This window comes from Plantibacter sp. MCCC 1A11337, from assembly GCF_013349365.1.
Taxonomy (GTDB): domain Bacteria; phylum Actinomycetota; class Actinomycetes; order Actinomycetales; family Microbacteriaceae; genus Plantibacter; species Plantibacter flavus_A.
In genome coordinates this window covers 1,302,229-1,319,714 of record NZ_JABJWX010000001.1, presented here as the reverse complement: position 1 = coordinate 1,319,714, position 17,486 = coordinate 1,302,229, and the positions used below count along the sequence as shown (strand labels likewise).

Sequence of the window (17,486 nt, the reverse complement as noted above, 5' to 3'; positions counted from 1 at the left end):
CTCGACCGGACTGCCCTTCGACAGGCTCAGGGACCGGGTCGTCTCCGGTGGACTTTTCCCGCTCACTGAGCGTGTCCACCCCGGTTACTGAGCCTGTCGAAGTGCCCACGAGGACACCCCATGGTTCCGGGCACACCTCTTCCGGTCACTGAGTGCGTCCTCCCGGTCACTGAGCCTGTCGAAGTGCCCACGAGGACGCCTCCTCGTTTCGGACGCGCCTCTTCCTGTCACTGAGTGCGTCCTCCCGGTCACTGAGCCTGTCGAAGTGCCTACGAGGACACCCCTGGTTCCGGGCACACCTCTCCCGGTCACTGAGCCTGTCGAAGTGCCTACGAGGACACCCATGGTTCCGGGCACACCTCTCCCGGTCACTGAGCCTGTCGAAGTGCCCACGAGGACGCCTTGTCGTTCGGAGGTCAGAACGGCGCCGGGTCCGGTTCCGTTCGATGGCGTTTCCCGTCTGGCGTTGTCCAGTCGAGGACCCCGCCGGGACCGTGCTCGAGGTTCCATCCGGGCAGGTGCTTCATCCGGTGATGATGTCGACACAGGCAGGCGAGATTCCCGACATCCGTGGTGCCGCCGTCTTCCCACGCGACCGAATGGTCGAGGTCGCAAGCCCGGGCACGCCTGCCGCAGCCCGGCGCCCGACAGGTGCCGTCCCGCAACCGCACAGCGCGTTGGAGGTCGGCGGGAACGCGGTACTGGTTCCGCTCGACGGACAGCACGGATCCCGTTTCCGGCTGGACCAGGATGCGGGTGAAGCTCGGTGCGTTCACCGCGATGCGTGCGGCGGTCTCGGGGTCGATGGGACCGTAGCCGTCGAGGGTTGCCGGGGCGTCGGAGACACCGGCCATGCTCAGTGCCGGGACCGTGATCTGCACGGTCGGCGTGATGTGCTCCTGCACCTCGATCGGGTGCGGGAGGACCGGGCTCGACATGACGTCGTCCGGTGTGACGCCGGTGAGCGCGAGGGCGGCGAGAGCGTCGGCCTGCAGTTGTCCGCAGGTGCGGGTGTCGCCGGCGGCGCGCGACTCAGCCGCCGCGGCCTCAACCCGCTCGATGACGCCCTGGGCGATCGGGGCCGTGGTGAACAGATGCACCCACGCCATCCCGTCCGCTGCGGGTTCGAACTCGACCCGGCGGTCGGCCTCGGAGCGGATCGCTCGGGCGGTGATCGACTCGGGGTGCAGACGCTCGCGCAGGACGCGGGCGCGCCTGCGGAGGTTCGCGTTCGTGGACTCCTCTGCGAGTTGGTCGATGATCGTCTGCGCGTGCCGCGCCGAGATGCGGCCCGCTTCAAGGGAGGCGAGCACGGCCGGTGCGTCGTTGACGAGCCTTTCCGCGTCGTTCGTCGCACGCTGCACGGTCCGCTCAGGGGTGCGGGTCGCCATCGCGAGCGCCGCACACGTCGAGCGACGGGAGAGGGCCTGCCGTTCCGCCGGCGGGAAGATCGCCGGGACCGTGGCGTCGGCGAAGGCGTCTGCGTAGGCGGCAGAATGGGCGAGGAGCCGGGCCTCCTCGGCGTCCAGAGCAGCACGCCGACGCTGGATCTCCGCGTAGTGGTCCGAGAACTCCGCGAGCTGCGCGGCGTAGTGGTCGCCAGCTCGAACTGCGGAAGTGGTGGTCTCGGTCATGGGACAAGTCCACCATGGACCACTGACATTCCAGATGCTGAGTCGCACCGGTTGTGGAAGTCTCCTCGTGTGCCCTTCGACAGGCTCAGGGGCCGGGAAAGGGTTGCTCGAGGAGGGGAGGGGATTCGGGTGGACCTCCTCCGGTCACTGAGCTTGTCGAAGTGCCTACGCGGGCCCTTCGACGGGCCCAGGGAACGTGACAGGGTGCGCCGGATTCGCGAGGTGGCCCGTCGCCCTTCGGCAGGCTCAGGGGTCGAACTTCGCCGAGTGTGCTTTCCGGTCACTGAGCTCGTCGACGTGCGGAGGTTCCTTGTCGCTCAGGGACCGGGAGCGGGTGCTCAGGGAGCAGAGGAGGCTGGTCCATCCCGGGTGCGTTAGTAGTTCAGGCAGCGATCCGGATCCTCGGTCTCCGGAGGATCACCCTGATACAGGGTGAAGAAGTTCTCGGCCGGACCGGACAAGGACCCGCGGGCGTGGACGCAGAGACGTGCGAGATCGTCGTCGCTCCGCACATCGGAGGTGATCCTGGAGCGATCGCATGCACCGCCACCGGGCTCCAGGATCAGGTCGCGATGGGTTCCCTCGTTGTCCACCATCCAGGTCCCGGAGAAGTCGATCGGCTCGTCCGCACGGGGGTCGTCGTCACGGCTGCACTGAACCTGCGAGGGCCAGGCGGTGGCCTCGAACGTTCCGTCGTCGGCGAGCTCGAGCCGGGTGTCCCCGCTGCGCCAGGTGCCGACGGCTTCATCGCGCGGCAGTCCGTACCTCGTGTCCGAGCAGGCGACGAGTGACGTGCCGAGCATGACTGCGAGCACGGAGGCTGCTATCCAGAACGCGCTTCGAGACGTCACCCGCGGTACCTGGTCGGTCGCTCGGTGTGCCGGTCTCGATTCCACGCTGCGAGTCTGACCGTCATGGCAGGGGAGTGGCAACTCGTCGGGGCATGCGGTCCGGCGGCAGGGCAAAAAAAGAACCCCCACCATGTAGAAGCTAGGTGGGGGTTCCGTGGCTCCGACGGGCGTCGATCCCGTGACCTCACGATTTTCAGTCGTGCGCTCTACCAACTGAGCTACAGAGCCGAGTACATCAGCTGCACGAACGGCGACGATGTCTCAAAAGCAGAAGCCCTCCCTTGCGAGAGGGCTTCCGACCTTTTGCGACCCTGACGGGACTTGAACCCGCGACCTCCGCCGTGACAGGGCGGCACGCTAACCAACTGCGCTACAGGGCCATACATGTTGAATTGCTGGTGATACGAACTGCGGTGATGCTGGTGTTCCTCGGTGCTTCTCGCAGTCGCGCAGACTCACTATACCTGAATCCGAGCGGCTGTTTTTCCAGTAGTCGGTGGTGACCCCAACGGGATTCGAACCCGTGCTGCCGCCGTGAAAGGGCGGTGTCCTAGGCCGCTAAACGATAGGGCCGCGAAGCCCTGAAGCTTCATGACTACCGAGCGACAAGCATACGGATGAAACCGCCGAATCCAAAATCGGGTTCGCGGAGCTGCGGTCGGCACTCCATGCCGGATGTGGCGACAGGCGCCGAATGACCACTGCACGGCCCCCGGCCGGGGTTAGCCTCTGGCGTGGAACACTCCCGGATGCCACGGCCGACGGGAGTGTCCGCAGCCGGTCCCGACCCCCGTCGGGCTAGCGTGGACAGTGGTACCGATGTGACCGATGTGACTGCAGCGAACCGAGATGGGCCCCTACTTCATGAGCAAGAAGCTTGCCGGCGCTTGGCGCCGAAGCCGGACGACCAACGCCGGATCGGCGTCATCCGTGCGGTGGCGAGGACGCCTCACCGCCGCCATCGTCATGTCGCTCGCGATCGTCGGCTCGTTCGGCGTCGCCGGTCCGGCGTCGGCAGCCGACTACCCCTCGTGGGACGACGTCCAGGCGGCGAAGGGCAACGAGGCCGCCAAGGCCGCCGAAGTCACGAACATCAAGAACTTCATCGTCCAGCTGCAGGACGAACTGCAGGTCGCCCAGGACGAGGCCGAGAAACGCGGCACGGAGTTCCAGGCCGCTGAGGAGGCCTTCTTCGAGGCGGACGCCCGGGCCACCGCGATCCAGTCGCAGGCCGACGCCAAGACGACCGAGGCCGACACCGCCACGAAGCAGGCCGGTCGGGTCGCCTCGCAGCTCTACCGGTCGGGCGGCGCCGACCTCAGTCTGAGCCTCTTCCTCGACGGCGAGAGCAAGGGCGCGACCGACCTGTTGTCGAAGCTCGGCAACATGAACCAGGTCGCCGAGCACAGCAACGGCGTCTACGAGCAGGCGGTCGCCGCACGCAACACCGCGGCTGCGCTCGGCGAGCAGGCCGGTGTCGCCCGCGACGAGCGCGAATCGCTCCGACAGGCGGCTCAGACGGCCATGGAGGCCGCCCAGGCGGCGGCGTCCGCGGCGGCGGAGAAGCTCGAGAAGAACCAGGAGTTGATCGTCACGCTCAACGCGCAGCTGACCGCGTTGCAGGACACGACGGCGAAGACGGTTCAGGACTATGAGGCCGGAGTCGCAGCGGCGAAGGCGAAGGCCGCGGCCGAAGCCGCTGCACGGGGGCAGAGCGCCGACGGCGGTCAGCTCAGCAGCCAGGGTTGGGCGATCCCGGCCTCCGGCAGCATCTCGGGCACCTACGGCTACCGCGATCCGATCTCCACCGGCGGCGGCAGCTCGGGCAGCTTCCACCGCGGCACCGACATCGCGGGCGGCTGCGGGATCCCGATCTACGCGGCTACCTCCGGCACCGTGACCTACGCCGGTTGGTACGGCACCTACGGCAACTTCATCCTCATCGACCACGGCTCCGGCGTCTCGACCGGCTACGCGCACATCGTGAACGGCGGCATCCAGGTCGGCGTCGGCTACCAGGTCTCCGCCGGACAGGTCATCGCCTACGTCGGCACGACCGGCGCTTCGACCGGCTGCCACCTGCACTTCGAGGTCCGCATCAACGGCAGCGCGATCGACGCGCAGCCGTTCATGGCCGACCGCGGGGCGCCGCTCGGCTGATCGAGCGCAGCGACCCGCACGACGAAGCGGCCGGCACCCTCGGGTGCCGGCCGCTTCGTCATGCGGTGAGCGGAGGTCCGCAGGGGGTCAGTGCCCCTCAGCCTTGAGCTTGTCGAAGCCCGCGAGGATGATCTTCTCGGCCGCTGCGGCGTCGCCCCAGCCGTCGATCCGCGCCCACTTGCCGGGCTCGGTGTCCTTGTAGTGGACGAAGAAGTGCTCGATCTCGTCGCGCGTCGCCTGCGGTATGTCGTTCAGGTCCTGGATGTGCGACCAGCGCGGGTCCTTGTACTGCACGGCGATGACCTTGTCGTCGCCGCCGCCGTCGTCCGTCATGTGCAGCACACCGACGGGGCGGACCTTGATGCCGACGCCCGGGAAGGTCGGGAAGTCGAGCAGGACCAGGACGTCGACCGGGTCGCCGTCCTCGCCGAGGGTGTTCTCGAAGAAGCCGTAGTCGGCGGGGTAGACGAAGCTCGTGAACAGGACGCGGTCCAGGAAGACCCGACCGGTCTCGTGGTCGATCTCGTACTTGTTGCGGCTGCCCCGCGGGATCTCGATGACGGCGTCGTACTCGGCCATAAGCCTGCTCCTTGCGCGGTTGGATGACGTGGAGTCGGCGCGGTCGCCGACGAGGACCAACCATAACCGATGCGTCCCGGAGCGAACGGTGTGGGGAGGCGCTCGGCGCGGTGCAATAGCGTGGTCCGCGTGAACGACGTCCGACCCCCGCTCCACCCGTCCGTCGCCGCCCTGCGGAAGGCGGTGCGCGATGCGCTCGCGGGCACGGCGCCAGCGGCGACGCGTGACGTCGCCGGTGCCGACCTGCTCGTCGCGCTGAGCGGTGGCGCCGACTCGCTCGCGCTCGCCGCCGCGACCGCGTTCGAAGCCGGAAAGGTCGGTCTGCGGGCCGGCGCCGTGATCGTCGACCACGGACTGCAAGCGGGCTCGGCCGACGTCGCGGCGCGCGCCGCGGACCAGGCGCGTGCCCTCGGGCTCGACCCCGTCCTCGTCCGCGTCGTCGAGGTGGGCTCCGAGGGCGGACCGGAGGCCGCGGCACGGGCGGCCCGGTACACCGCACTCGACGCCGCCCGGGTCGAGGTCGGTGCGTCCCTGGTGCTGCTCGCGCACACCCTCGACGACCAGGCGGAGACCGTGCTCCTCGGCCTCGCTCGCGGGTCGGGCACGGGTAGCCTCCAGGGCATGGCGCCCGTCTCCGGTGCACTCCTCCGACCGCTGCTCGGGATCCGACGCTCCCAGACCCGCGAGGCGTGCGCGGCCGAAGGACTCGAACCGTGGCACGACCCGCACAACACCGACGACGCCTACGCGCGGGTCCGGGTCCGGGAACGGGTCCTGCCGGTGCTCGAGGCGGAGCTCGGGCCGGGGATCGCCGAGGCCCTCGCCCGCACCGCCGACGCCGCCCGAGAGGATGCGGACGCGTTCGAGGAGATGATCGAGGAGACCATCGAGGAGCTCGTGGAGCACGCCGAGGCCGGGATCTCCGTCAGCGCCGGGGCACTCGCCGCCAATCCGGCGGCGCTCCGCCAGCGCATCATCCGGTACATCGTGCAGAGCGAGTTCGGCGTCTCGCTCACCAGGTCGCAGACGATCGAGGTCGCGCGGCTCGTCACCGATTGGGCGGGCCAGGGGCCGATCGACCTGCCAGGCCTGACGGCGTCCCGGCACGCGGGACGCATCGTCTTCGCGGCCCGCTGACCGACGGGCTCTCCGAGCAGGAGGCGCACGGGCGTCCCGGTCATCTCGCATACACTCGACGCATGGAGCAGAGCGACATTTCCGACGACCTCACGACCATCCTCGTCACCGAGCAGGAGATCCGCGACAAGCTCGCCGAACTCGCCCGGCAGATCGAGACCGACTACGCCGGGAAGGACGTCCTGCTCGTCGGCGTCCTGAAGGGTGCGGTCATGGTCATGGCCGACCTCGCGCGCGAACTCCGCATCCCGCTCTCGATGGACTGGATGGCCGTCAGCTCGTACGGCGCCGGCACGAAGTCGAGCGGTGTCGTCCAGATCCGCAAAGACCTCGACGCCGACCTCACCGGCCGTCACGTCCTGATCGTCGAGGACATCATCGACTCCGGCCTCACCCTCTCCTGGCTGCTCGAGAACTTCGCCTCGCGCGGAGCCGCGTCCATCGAGGTCTGCGCGCTCCTCCGCAAGCCCGAGGCCGCCAAGGTGCACGTCGAGTGCAAGTACGTCGGTTTCGACATCCCGAACGACTTCGTCGTCGGGTACGGCCTCGACTTCGACGAGAAGTACCGCAACCTCCGCGACGTCGGCGTCCTCGCCCCGCACGTCTACGCCTGAACCACTCCACCGTCCTCACACCGCACCCCTGTTAAGCCCACGGCAAACACAGGGGAGGCATCCAGCGGCGAGGGGGTAGCCTGATTCGCGACGCGGCTCCGCCCGTCGACCCCTCCTGCAGAAAGGGAACGGGCCAGCCCCGGCCTCTCAACTTATGAACGTCAAGCGTCTCTTCAAGGGTCCCATCCCGTACCTCATCATCGCCGCCCTGGTCTTCTGGATCGGCATCAGCCTGATGAGCATGAACGGCTTCCGTGAGGTCTCCACGCAAGAGGGTCTCGCCTTCCTCGAGAAGGGGCAGGTCAAGGAGGCCGTCATCACCGACGGCGACCAGCGCGTCGACCTCACGCTGACGAAGGCCGACGACGAGTTCGGCAAGCAGGTGCAGTTCTACTACGTCGGCGCCCGTGCGGCCGACGTGGTCGAGGCCGTCGACGCCGCAGACCCGTCCGGTGGCTACAACGACAAGGTGCCCCAGCCGAGCTGGCTCCTGTCGATGCTCGGACTCCTCCTCCCGCTGCTGCTCATCGGTGTCTTCTTCTGGCTGATGCTCTCCGGCATGCAGGGCGGCGGCAACAAGGTCATGCAGTTCGGCAAGTCCAAGGCGAAGCTCGTCTCGAAGGAGTCGCCGAAGGTGACCTTCGACGACGTCGCCGGTGCCGACGAGGCGATCGAGGAGCTCGAAGAGATCAAGGACTTCCTCAAGGAGCCCGCGAAGTTCCAGGCCGTCGGCGCGCGCATCCCGAAAGGCGTCCTGCTGTACGGCCCTCCTGGAACGGGCAAGACGCTCCTCGCCCGCGCCGTCGCCGGTGAAGCCGGTGTGCCGTTCTACTCGATCTCCGGTTCCGACTTCGTCGAGATGTTCGTCGGTGTCGGTGCGAGCCGCGTCCGCGACCTCTTCCAGCAGGCCAAGGAGAACTCGCCCGCGATCATCTTCGTCGACGAGATCGACGCCGTCGGTCGCCACCGCGGCGCCGGTATGGGCGGCGGTCACGACGAGCGCGAGCAGACCCTCAACCAGCTCCTCGTCGAGATGGACGGCTTCGACGTCAAGACGAACGTCATCCTGATCGCCGCGACCAACCGTCCCGACATCCTCGACCCCGCGCTGCTGCGCCCGGGCCGCTTCGACCGCCAGATCGGCGTCGACGCCCCCGACCTCGCCGGCCGCAAGAAGATCCTCGAGGTGCACGGCAAGGGCAAGCCGCTCGCCGCGAGCGTCGACCTCGAGGTCGTCGCCCGCAAGTCGCCCGGCTTCACCGGTGCCGACCTCGCCAACGTCCTCAACGAGGCCGCACTGCTCACGGCGCGCTCCAACGCGCAGCTGATCGACAACCGCGCACTCGACGAGGCCATCGACCGCGTCATCGCCGGCCCGCAGCGCCGCACGCGCGTCATGCGCGAGCAGGAGAAGCTCATCACCGCGTACCACGAGGGCGGTCACGCGCTCGCTGCAGCGGCGATGAACAACACCGACCCCGTCACGAAGGTCACGATCCTTCCGCGCGGCCGCGCCCTCGGCTACACGATGGTCCTGCCCCTCGAGGACAAGTACTCCGTCACGCGCAACGAGCTGCTCGACCAGCTCGCCTACGCGATGGGCGGCCGCGTCGCCGAGGAGCTCGTGTTCCACGACCCGACCACGGGTGCGTCGAACGACATCGAGAAAGCCACGGGCATCGCTCGCAAGATGGTCACCGAGTACGGTATGACCACCGACGTCGGCGCCGTCAAGCTCGGGCAGTCCTCGGGCGAGATGTTCCTCGGCCGCGACATGGGCCACCAGCGCGACTACTCGGAGGAGATCGCGCAGCGCGTCGACGCCCAGGTCCGCGAGCTCATCGAGGCCGCACACGACGAAGCCTGGCAGGTCATCACGACCAACCGGGCCGTGCTCGACCGCCTCGCCGCCGAGCTGATGGAGAAGGAGACCCTCGACCACGTCCAGCTGGCCGAGATCTTCAAGGACGTCAAGAAGCTCCCGCCGCGCCCCGTCTGGCTGTCCAGCGAGAAGCGTCCCGTCGGGTCGGGTTCGGCCGTCGGTTCCGCATCGTTCACCGCACCCATCGACTCCGGTGCGGCCGACGGCGGCGTGAGCTCGGAGCCCGAGCCCGAGGCTCCCGCGAAGCCCAAGCGCGCCCGCGCGACGAAGCCGCGACCGGCGACCGCCTAGCCCGCATGACCCACGGCGAGCACACCGCGGACGACGCGGTCGCAGCCGCGCAGGCCGAGCCCGATCAGGGCTCGGCCTCGCGGTCGTCGGTGGACCGCGAACGGATCGCCGCAGCGGTCCTCGAGATCCTCGAGGCGATCGGCGAGGACCCCTCCCGCGACGGCCTCGCCGACACCCCGACGCGTGTCGCCGACGCGTACGCGGAGTTCTTCGGTGGCGTCGGCCAGGACGCCGGCGTGCACCTGGCCCGCCCCATCCCGATCGAGGAGGGCGCGACCAGTGACGTCGTGCTCGTCCGGGACATCGCCTTCCGTTCCGTGTGCGAGCACCATCTGCTCCCGTTCCTCGGCACGGCGCACATCGCCTACCTGCCTGACGAACTCGTCATCGGCCTCGGTGCCCTGCCGAAGCTCGTCGACACACTCGCATCGCGCCCGCAGGTCCAGGAGCGCCTGAGCGAGCAGATCGCCGACACCCTCGTCGAGCGGCTCGCGCCCCGCGGCGTCCTCGTCGTGCTCCAGGCCGCGCACGGCTGCGTCTCGATGCGCGGATCGCGCCAGGCGACGAGCACCACCGTCACCATCGCCAGCCGTGGAGCCCTGGCCGATCCGGCCGCGCGGGCCGAGCTGATGGTCCTGATCGGCGCGTCCGCCGACCAGGCGGGGTGATCGCATGTTCCAGATCATGGGCGTCGTCAACGTCACCCCCGACTCGTTCAGCGACGGCGGCCGGTACCTCGACGTCGACGACGCCGTCGCCCACGGGCTCGAGCTCATCGCGGCCGGCGCCACCGTCATCGACGTCGGCGGCGAATCGACGCGGCCCGGTGCCGCCCGGGTCGACACCCGCGAGGAGCAGCACCGGGTCGCACCCGTCATCGCGGCGTTGGCCGCCGCTGGTGCGCGAGTGAGTATCGACACGATGAACGCGGACACCGCCAGTGCCGCGGCCGACGCCGGTGCCTCGATCATCAACGACGTCTCCGGTGGCCTCGCCGACGACCGGATGCCGGGCGTGATGGCGGCGTCCGGTCTCGACTGCGTCATCAGCCACTGGCGCGGGCACTCGGCCGACATGGCGAGCCGCGCCACCTACACCGATGCGGCGGTCGATGTCGCTCGGGAACTCGACGACCGGGTGACGACCCTCCGCGCTCAGGGCGTCGACCCCGGCCGGATCGTCGTCGATCCGGGCCTCGGGTTCTCCAAGCACGCCGAGCACAACTGGCGCATCCTCGCCCGACTCGACCTGCTGCGCGAGCTCGGGTACCCGGTGCTGGTGGGCGCGTCCCGCAAACGGTTCATCGGAGCGCTCCTCCCCGAGGACGCCCCGATGGAGGCGCGCGATCTGCCGAGCGCGGTGGTGAGCGTGCTGGCCGCGCAGGCCGGAGCCTGGGGTGTGCGCGTCCACGACGTCGCCGCCACCAGACTCGCTCTCGATACCCTCGATGCATGGCAAGGTGGAGCCGATGACTGATTCGATCACCCTCACGGGCCTGCGGGCGTTCGCGCACCACGGCGTCTTCGACTTCGAGCGCGAGGCCGGACAGGAGTTCGTCATCGACGTCACCGTGTCGCTGGACCTCCGCCCGGCCGCCGGCGGCGACGAGCTCGGCGCGACCATGCACTACGGAGAGCTCGCCGAAGCGGTCGTGGCGGCCGTCGAGCGCGACCCGGTCGACCTCATCGAGACCGTGGCCGAGCGCATCGCCGACGTGGTGCTCGCGAACGAGCGCGCGGAAGCGGTCCGGGTCACGGTGCACAAACCGAGCGCCCCCATCACGGTGCCCTTCGCGGACGTGGCGGTGACGATCGAGCGAACCCAGGCCGACCGTACTGCGACCGGGCGGGTCGTCTGATGGTCTCGCGCACACCGATCCACGACCCCGCCCGTCGGCCCGGACCGCCGAAGCCTCGCGCCGTCTGGGCCGTCGTGGCCATCGGGGCCAACCTGGGGGACCGCCGCGCGACGATCGCACAGGCGGTGGAAGACCTCGCCGCCGTCGACGGGGTGCTCGAGGTGCGCCCGTCGCCGCTCGTCTCGAGCGCGGCCGTCAAGCCTGCCGGCGTCGACGAGTCGGCTCCCGCCTACCTCAACGGTGTCGCGGCCGTCCGCACCCGCCTCCAGCCGCACGCGCTCCTCGACGAACTCCAGCGGATCGAACTCGCGCACGGCCGCGTCCGCGAGGAGCGCTGGGGCGACCGGACGCTCGACCTCGACCTCATCGCCTATGACGACGAGACGATCGACGACGATCGCCTGACGGTCCCGCACCCGCGAGCCGCCGAGCGCGGGTTCGTCGTCGTGCCCTGGCTGCTCCTCGACCCCGACGCGACGCTGCCCGGCGTCGGCCGACTCGACACCCTCGCGGCCGCCAAGGACGGCTCCGTGGTCCCCGACGACGGCTCCGTGGTCCCCGACGACGGCAGGCACCCGTGACCCGCACCACCGCGACACCGCTCATCGTCCTGGCCGGGGTGGGCGTCGTCGTCGGCTTCCTCGTCGAGGTCGCGATGGTCTCCGGCGGACGCGCGTCGATCATCCCGCCCGTCACCCTCGCGGTCTCGCTCGTGGCGGTCGCGATCATCCTCATCGCCCTGTCCTGGCCGATCCGCCGCAGCACGACCGGTCGCGCCACCCGGCGGATCGACCCGTTCCGCGCCATGCGGGTCGCCGCCCTCGCGAAGGCCTCGAGTCATGCCGGCTCCCTGGTGGCGGGGGCGACCGTCGGGATCCTGCTCTTCGTCCTGACCCGCCCGATCCTGCCCGCGATAGGCTCGTTGTGGCTGGTGATCGCGTCCATCGTGGGATCGGTCGCACTCGTCGTCGCCGCCTTGGTGGCCGAGTGGTTCTGCACCGTTCCGAAGGATGATGATGACGACGCCGCACCCGGGGGAGCCCCGTCCCACACCTGATCAGCCCGCTGAACGGCCGCTGATCGAGACGCCGCTGGAGGAGCTGTCGTCGCCGGAGACGGTCCAGGTCGGCCCCGCGGAGCAGAGCGGCAAGCGGCTGGAACTGCCCGATGCCGAGTGGCGCCGCGTGAGTCGCAAGCTCATCGCCGTCGAGTTCATCTCCGAGGGTGCCGGCCTCGTGCTCGTCACGGCGGCCGTGGTCTTCGTCGCGCTCGTCTGGGACTGGACCTGGATCTGGTGGCCGTTCGCCGCCTTCGCCGTGATCTCCCTGATCGCCGCGGCGTTCATCCCGCGCCGCATCCGATCGATCGGGTATCAACTGCGCGCGGACGACCTGTTGTTCCGCCGAGGGATCATGTGGCAGCGCTTCGTCGCCGTGCCGTACGGGCGCATGCAGCTCGTCGACATCAACCGCGGGCCCCTCTCGCGGGCGTTCGGCCTCGCCGACCTCAAGTTCGTGACCGCCTCCGCCTCGACCGGAGTGGTGATCAACGGGCTGCCGGAAGCCGAGGCCGAGGGGCTGCGCGACCATCTGGTCGCCGTGGCGGAGAGCCGGCGGACCGGACTGTGAGCGAGCACCAGGCAGCAGGACCGCCGGAGCGGTTCGAGGCTCCGGCCACGGGTCCTCGGGTGAAGCCGACGGCCGAGGCGATCGTCCCACGGGTGGCCGGACAGAGTCTCGTCGACGGGCAGTGGCACCGGTTGCACCCGGCGACGCCGTTGCTGCGCGGCGGGATCGCGTTCGTCGCCATCCTCGGCATCGTCATCGCGAACCTCCGCGAGCGCCTCATCGAGTTCTTCATCCCCGCTCCGGGGATGGAGCAGCCGACCGACCCGATCGACTACATCCTCAACCACGGCTTCGTCGGGTGGGTGCTCCTCGCGATCGCCGTCGGGCTCATCGTGGTGATCGCCGTGTTCTGGTTCTCCTGGCGCATGCACACCTTCCGGGTCACCGACGAGGCGGTGGAGGTGCGCAGCGGCATCCTGTTCCGCACGAACCGCAAAGCCAAGCTCGACCGCATCCAGGGCGTCTCCATCGAGAAGCCGCTCCTCGCCAGGCTCATCGGGGCCTCCCGCATCAACGTGAGCGTCGCGGGCCAGGACGCGAACGTCAAACTCGAGTACCTGTACGGTGCCGACGCCGACGGCCTCCGCCGGGACGTACTCACGCTCGCGAGCGGGGTGAAGCTCGCCGAACGCCGGCAGGCCACAGCAGCCGTCGACCCGGCCGACCCGACCCTGCCGCCGCAATCGGTGCCCGACGGCGCCGGCGGGGTGTCCCGGTTCGTCACCGAGCGCGTCGACGACTTCATCTCGCCCGAACTCGACCCGGAGGAGGCGGTGCCGGACTCCGTCGTCCGCCTGACGCTCGGGCGCCTGGTCGGGTCCACGCTGCTCAGCCCGTTCACCGTGATCGTCCTGATCTCGGTCGTGGTCGGTGTCGTGCTCCTCGTCAACGGCCTGGACTGGGCCTGGTTCTGGCTCGTCCCCATGGTGCTGAGTCTCGGGGCCTTCGTCTGGTCGAGCGTGACGAAGTCGCTGCGCTACAGCATCGCCGCGACCCCCTCGGGCGTCCGCATCGGCTTCGGGCTCTTCTCGACGACCAACGACACCGTCCCGCCCGGCCGGATCCACGCGATCGAGGTGTCGCAGCCCATCATCTGGCGGCCGTTCGGCTGGTGGCGGGTGCGGATCAACAAGGCCGGCCTGTCGCTGGAGCAGGCCGCTCGCGGTGCGACGAGCAACACGGTGTTGCCGGTCGGGTCGCTCGTGGACGCCGCGCAGGTCGTGGAGTTGATGCTCGCGGGCCGCATCGACGGCAGCGCCTGGGCGCCCCTGCAATCGGCCCTCGCCACACGCGACGGCGTCGGTTTCGTGGGCTCGCCCCGTCGCTCGCGATGGATCAACTGGTTCTCCTGGCGTCGTACCGGCTACGCCCTGCGGGACGGGATGCTGCTGTTCCGGCAGGGGGTGGTCTGGCGCAGACTCCACATCCTTCCGCTTGCACGCCTGCAGAGCATCCGGATCGACCAGGGGCCGCTCCTGCGCGCGCTCGACCTCGCCTCCGCGACCGCGCACACGGTCCCCGGCCCGGTGATCGCCAAGCTTCCGGCCATGGCCCGCGACGAGGCGGTGCGGATGTTCGACGCGGCGTCGGCGGCGATCGTGGTCGCACAGTCGAACGATCGCAGCCACCGGTGGGCGAGCTTCGACCCTGAGCACCAGCCGTCCGAGGCGCAGGCGACGGCCCCCTACCTCGATGAGCCGACGGCGCAGTCCGCGTCGGCGACGCGGCCGGACGCCGAGCCGTGGCAGGAGCAGGGGCCGACTCCGTCCGTCCCGCTCCCGACGACCGACCACGACCGGAGGACCACGTGAGCGCGGAACGACGGAGCGCCAGACTCGGCATCGGGATCATCGGGAGTGGTCGCGTCGGCCCGGTCATCGGAGCGGCGCTCGGGGGAGCCGGACACGCGATCGTCGGCATCACCGCGGTGTCGGAGGAGAGCCTCGAACGGGCGAACGCCCTGTTGCCGGACGTCCCGGTGCTCGATCCGACCGAGGTGGTCGAGCGGAGTGAACTCGTCGTCATCGCCGTACCGGATGCGCAACTCGCGTCGTTGGTCGAAGGGCTCGCGGCGGTCGGTGCGTGGCAGCCGGGTCAGCTCGTCGCCCACACCTCGGCTCGGTTCGGGACCGCAGTCCTCGCTCCCGCCGCGAAGGCCGGCGCCATCCCGTTGGCATTGCACCCCGCGATGGTGTTCACCGGGACGAGCCTCGACCTCGCCCGGCTCCACGAGACGTCGTTCGCCGTGACCGCACCGGCCCCGGTCCAACCGATCGGGCAGGCGCTCGTGGTCGAGATGGGCGCGGAGCCCGTGATCATCGCCGAGGCCGATCGAGCGGCCTACGCCGAAGCGGTGGAGACGGCCGCGAGCTTCTCCCGCGCGGTCGTGCAGCAGGCGACGGGTCTGCTCCAGGACATCGGCGTGGAGAACGCCGGCGGCTTCCTGTCCTCGCTCGTGCGGTCGTCGGTCGACGAGGCTCTGCGCGGTGCGACCACGCCCGACGTCGACGAGCTGCTCTAGCCGGGTGGACGGACCACCGCCCGCCCACCCGAGTCGGGGCGGGCGGGCGGGTCCGAGTCAGCCGACCCGTGTCAGCGGCTGCGGCGGCGACGGATCAACGCGTCGACGGCGAGTCGGCCCGGGCCCGCGAGGGTGAGCGCGAGCGACGCGAGTGCGAGCAGCATGACGTACTCGAAGCCACCGTCGGCGGCGTAGAACCCCGCCGGCAGGTGCACGAGCACCATCGCCACGGCCATCGTCACCGCGAGCAGGGCTCCTACGATGCGCGTGCCGAGGCCGACGATGAGCAGCAGGCCACCGACCACCTCGAGACCGGCGACGACGACCGCCGCGACCTCGGGAGCCGGGATGCCCATGCCGCCGAACCCGGAGGCGACGCCCGGAATGGAGTCGACGAGGAACTTCTGGAGCCCGTGCGCGATGAAGACCACGCCGAGCGCCAGGCGCAGCAGGAGGAGACCGGCGTCGATCCCCGCCTGTCCGCGCGTCACGGCGGGGGAGGCCGGGACGGGTGGGACGGTGGTGGCGTCGCGGTGGTCGGTGTGCTGGTGGTCGGAGAGCGTCGTCATGACGAGCCTTTCGAGTTCGTTTCCGGCGTCGGTGCCCCCGATCGGGACTCCTGTCCTTCGAGCCAAGCACGGCCCGGGTACCCGGCGATGTCCTCCGAATGGTTGTTCGCAGACCCTTGTCAGGCCGTCGATAGCCGGTTCATAGGAAGCCGGCCGTGCGCGCGGCCCGCACGGTCCCCGGTAAACTCCAGTGACCGCACGAGGAGAATCCCACCGCATGACTGACACGACGCCAGAGCCGATCGACGACGCAGCAGAGCAGGCAGAGCTCTCCGAGCAGAAGGCCGTCCGGCTCGCGAAGCGCCAGCGCCTCATCGACGAGGCGACGTCGGGTGCCGGTGGCGCCTACCCCGTCACCCTCCCCATCACCGACACGATCCCGGCGGTGCGCGCCCGCTTCGGTGAGCTCCAGCTCGACGAGGCGACCGGCGTCACGGTCGGCGTCGCGGGTCGCGTCGTGCACCTGCGCAACACCGGCAAGCTCTGCTTCGCCAGCCTCCAGTCGGGCGACGGCAGCCGCATCCAGGCGATGGTGAGCCTCGCCAGCGTCGGCGACGAACAGCTCGCGGCCTGGAAGGAGCTCGTCGACCTCGGCGACCACGTCTTCGTCTCCGGCGAGGTCATCTCCAGCCGCCGCGGCGAACTGTCGATCATGGTGGCCGAGTGGACCATCGCGGCGAAGGCGATCCTGCCCCTGCCGAACCTCCACAACGAGCTCAACGAGGAGACGAGGGTCCGGAGCCGGTACCTCGACCTCATCGCCCGCGACCAGGCGCGCAAGAACGTGCTCGACCGGGCCAAGACGGTCGCGAGCCTCCGCCAGACCTTCACGAAGCGCGACTTCGTCGAGGTCGAGACGCCGATGCTCCAGGTCATGCACGGTGGAGCCTCGGCCCGCCCGTTCGTCACCCACTCGAACGCGTTCGACACCGAGCTTTACCTGCGCATCGCGCCCGAACTGTACTTGAAGCGCGCCGTCGTCGGCGGCATCGACCACGTCTACGAGATCAACCGCAACTTCCGCAACGAGGGCGCCGACTCCACGCACAGCCCCGAGTTCGCCATGCTCGAGGCGTACGAGGCCTACGGCGACTACGGCACCATGGCCGACCTCACGCAGACCCTCATCCAGAACGCCGCGCTCGCGACGAGCGGGAGCCACGTCGTCACCTGGGCCGACGGCACGCAGTTCGACCTCGGTGGCGAGTGGGACCGCATCTCGATGTTCGAGAGCCTGTCGGCCGCGGCGGGTGTCGAGATCACTCCGCAGACGCCGATCGAGGAACTCAAGGCGCTCGCCGAGCGTGAAGGCGTCGAGGTCCCGCACCCCATCCACGGCAAGTACGTCGAGGAGCTGTGGGAGCACTTCGTCAAGGGTGGCCTCGAGCGCCCGACCTTCGTCATGGACTTCCCCGTCGACACGAGCCCGCTCGTGCGCGCCCACCGCTCGATCGAGGGCGCCGTCGAGAAGTGGGACCTCTACGTCCGCGGCTTCGAGCTCGCCACCGGCTACTCCGAACTCGTCGACCCGGTCGTGCAGCGCGAACGCTTCATCGAGCAGGCGAAGCTCGCGGCGCAGGGCGACGTCGAGGCCATGCGTCTCGACGAGGAGTTCCTGCGGGCGCTCGAGTTCGGGATGCCGCCGTCCGGCGGCATGGGGATGGGCATCGACCGTCTCCTCATGGCGCTCACCGGCCTCGGCATCCGCGAGACGATCCTCTTCCCCCTGGTCAAGTAGCTGCCACCCGGCAGCACGACCACC

17 protein-coding genes and 3 tRNA genes are annotated in these 17,486 nt (G+C 69.7%); 13 read left to right on the top strand and 7 right to left on the bottom strand.

The window, feature by feature from the left end:
• Nucleotides 1–416: 416 nt before the first annotated feature.
• From HOW07_RS06105 to HOW07_RS06085, 5 genes are all read right to left on the bottom strand, one after another.
• Nucleotides 417–1,634, bottom strand: coding sequence for an HNH endonuclease signature motif containing protein (locus tag HOW07_RS06105; RefSeq protein ID WP_175116332.1), 1,218 nt, complete (start codon nt 1,632–1,634; stop codon nt 417–419).
• A gap of 374 nt (nt 1,635–2,008) precedes the next feature.
• Entirely contained in the window at nt 2,009–2,449 is a 441-nt protein-coding gene (locus HOW07_RS06100; RefSeq protein ID WP_175116331.1) for a hypothetical protein, read from the bottom strand.
• A 191-nt stretch (nt 2,450–2,640) separates the two neighbouring features.
• Nucleotides 2,641–2,713: transfer RNA gene (locus HOW07_RS06095), tRNA-Phe, on the bottom strand.
• 78 nt (nt 2,714–2,791) lie between these two features.
• A tRNA-Asp gene (locus tag HOW07_RS06090) sits at nt 2,792–2,865 on the bottom strand.
• Nucleotides 2,866–2,982: 117 nt separating this feature from the next.
• Nucleotides 2,983–3,058: transfer RNA gene (locus tag HOW07_RS06085), tRNA-Glu, on the bottom strand.
• A 291-nt stretch (nt 3,059–3,349) separates the two neighbouring features.
• Between HOW07_RS06085 and HOW07_RS06080 the strand changes: the two genes are divergently transcribed.
• A complete protein-coding gene (locus tag HOW07_RS06080; protein ID WP_254628167.1) occupies nt 3,350–4,645 on the top strand; it encodes a M23 family metallopeptidase in 1,296 nt (431 codons plus the stop codon).
• Between the two features lie 87 nt (nt 4,646–4,732).
• Here HOW07_RS06080 and HOW07_RS06075 read toward each other — a convergent pair whose 3' ends face one another.
• Nucleotides 4,733–5,224: an inorganic diphosphatase gene (locus HOW07_RS06075; protein ID WP_064294335.1), complete on the bottom strand. Its 492-nt coding sequence runs from the start codon at nt 5,222–5,224 to the stop codon at nt 4,733–4,735.
• A 129-nt stretch (nt 5,225–5,353) separates the two neighbouring features.
• Between HOW07_RS06075 and tilS the strand changes: the two genes are divergently transcribed.
• The 11 genes from tilS to HOW07_RS06020 all read left to right on the top strand — a co-directional run bounded on the left by tilS (nt 5,354) and on the right by HOW07_RS06020 (nt 15,155).
• A complete protein-coding gene (gene tilS, locus HOW07_RS06070; protein ID WP_285038301.1) occupies nt 5,354–6,361 on the top strand; it encodes a tRNA lysidine(34) synthetase TilS in 1,008 nt (335 codons plus the stop codon).
• A 62-nt stretch (nt 6,362–6,423) separates the two neighbouring features.
• On the top strand, nt 6,424–6,975 hold the full coding sequence (gene hpt / locus HOW07_RS06065; protein ID WP_064294334.1) for a hypoxanthine phosphoribosyltransferase: 552 nt from the start codon (nt 6,424–6,426) through the stop codon (nt 6,973–6,975).
• A 154-nt stretch (nt 6,976–7,129) separates the two neighbouring features.
• Entirely contained in the window at nt 7,130–9,148 is a 2,019-nt protein-coding gene (gene ftsH / locus HOW07_RS06060; protein ID WP_175116329.1) for an ATP-dependent zinc metalloprotease FtsH, read from the top strand.
• A gap of 5 nt (nt 9,149–9,153) precedes the next feature.
• A complete protein-coding gene (folE, locus tag HOW07_RS06055; protein ID WP_175116328.1) occupies nt 9,154–9,816 on the top strand; it encodes a GTP cyclohydrolase I FolE in 663 nt (220 codons plus the stop codon).
• A 4-nt stretch (nt 9,817–9,820) separates the two neighbouring features.
• Nucleotides 9,821–10,624: a dihydropteroate synthase gene (gene folP, locus HOW07_RS06050; protein WP_175116327.1), complete on the top strand. Its 804-nt coding sequence runs from the start codon at nt 9,821–9,823 to the stop codon at nt 10,622–10,624.
• Nucleotides 10,617–11,006 carry a dihydroneopterin aldolase gene (folB, locus tag HOW07_RS06045; RefSeq protein ID WP_175116326.1) on the top strand — a complete coding sequence of 130 codons (390 nt, stop codon included), beginning with the start codon at nt 10,617–10,619 and terminating at the stop codon, nt 11,004–11,006. The genes folP and folB overlap by 8 nt, the downstream gene beginning before the upstream one ends.
• Entirely contained in the window at nt 11,006–11,587 is a 582-nt protein-coding gene (gene folK, locus HOW07_RS06040) for a 2-amino-4-hydroxy-6-hydroxymethyldihydropteridine diphosphokinase (protein WP_175116325.1), read from the top strand. The genes folB and folK overlap by 1 nt, the downstream gene beginning before the upstream one ends.
• Nucleotides 11,584–12,063 (top strand): DUF3180 domain-containing protein, encoded by a 480-nt coding sequence (locus tag HOW07_RS06035; protein WP_079001580.1) that lies wholly within the window; start codon nt 11,584–11,586, stop codon nt 12,061–12,063. The genes folK and HOW07_RS06035 overlap by 4 nt, the downstream gene beginning before the upstream one ends.
• Nucleotides 12,020–12,634 carry a PH domain-containing protein gene (locus HOW07_RS06030; RefSeq protein WP_371743586.1) on the top strand — a complete coding sequence of 205 codons (615 nt, stop codon included), beginning with the start codon at nt 12,020–12,022 and terminating at the stop codon, nt 12,632–12,634. The genes HOW07_RS06035 and HOW07_RS06030 overlap by 44 nt, the downstream gene beginning before the upstream one ends.
• Nucleotides 12,631–14,445, top strand: a complete 1,815-nt coding sequence (locus tag HOW07_RS06025) for a PH domain-containing protein (protein ID WP_175116324.1) — start codon at nt 12,631–12,633, stop codon at nt 14,443–14,445. Before HOW07_RS06030 ends, HOW07_RS06025 begins: the two co-directional genes overlap by 4 nt.
• Complete coding sequence (locus tag HOW07_RS06020) at nt 14,442–15,155, top strand: Rossmann-like and DUF2520 domain-containing protein (protein WP_064294399.1); 714 nt, start codon at nt 14,442–14,444, stop codon at nt 15,153–15,155. Before HOW07_RS06025 ends, HOW07_RS06020 begins: the two co-directional genes overlap by 4 nt.
• Before the next feature lie 71 nt (nt 15,156–15,226).
• Here HOW07_RS06020 and HOW07_RS06015 read toward each other — a convergent pair whose 3' ends face one another.
• Nucleotides 15,227–15,724: a DoxX family protein gene (locus tag HOW07_RS06015; protein ID WP_175116323.1), complete on the bottom strand. Its 498-nt coding sequence runs from the start codon at nt 15,722–15,724 to the stop codon at nt 15,227–15,229.
• Nucleotides 15,725–15,941: 217 nt separating this feature from the next.
• On the opposite strand from HOW07_RS06015, the gene lysS reads away from it, so the two are divergent.
• Nucleotides 15,942–17,462, top strand: coding sequence for a lysine--tRNA ligase (lysS, locus tag HOW07_RS06010; protein ID WP_175116322.1), 1,521 nt, complete (start codon nt 15,942–15,944; stop codon nt 17,460–17,462).
• Nucleotides 17,463–17,486 lie beyond the last annotated feature (24 nt).

Coding starts and splice junctions, on each gene's coding strand:
- HOW07_RS06105 (WP_175116332.1), bottom strand. CDS start 1,634: ATGACCGAGACCACCACTTCCGCAGTTCGAGCTGGCGACCACTACGCC.
- folE (WP_175116328.1), top strand. CDS start 9,154: ATGACCCACGGCGAGCACACCGCGGACGACGCGGTCGCAGCCGCGCAG.
- HOW07_RS06075 (WP_064294335.1), bottom strand. CDS start 5,224: ATGGCCGAGTACGACGCCGTCATCGAGATCCCGCGGGGCAGCCGCAAC.
- hpt (WP_064294334.1), top strand. CDS start 6,424: ATGGAGCAGAGCGACATTTCCGACGACCTCACGACCATCCTCGTCACC.
- HOW07_RS06030 (WP_371743586.1), top strand. CDS start 12,020: ATGATGACGACGCCGCACCCGGGGGAGCCCCGTCCCACACCTGATCAG.
- HOW07_RS06015 (WP_175116323.1), bottom strand. CDS start 15,724: ATGACGACGCTCTCCGACCACCAGCACACCGACCACCGCGACGCCACC.
- HOW07_RS06080 (WP_254628167.1), top strand. CDS start 3,350: ATGAGCAAGAAGCTTGCCGGCGCTTGGCGCCGAAGCCGGACGACCAAC.
- ftsH (WP_175116329.1), top strand. CDS start 7,130: ATGAACGTCAAGCGTCTCTTCAAGGGTCCCATCCCGTACCTCATCATC.
- folP (WP_175116327.1), top strand. CDS start 9,821: ATGTTCCAGATCATGGGCGTCGTCAACGTCACCCCCGACTCGTTCAGC.
- folK (WP_175116325.1), top strand. CDS start 11,006: ATGGTCTCGCGCACACCGATCCACGACCCCGCCCGTCGGCCCGGACCG.
- folB (WP_175116326.1), top strand. CDS start 10,617: ATGACTGATTCGATCACCCTCACGGGCCTGCGGGCGTTCGCGCACCAC.
- lysS (WP_175116322.1), top strand. CDS start 15,942: ATGACTGACACGACGCCAGAGCCGATCGACGACGCAGCAGAGCAGGCA.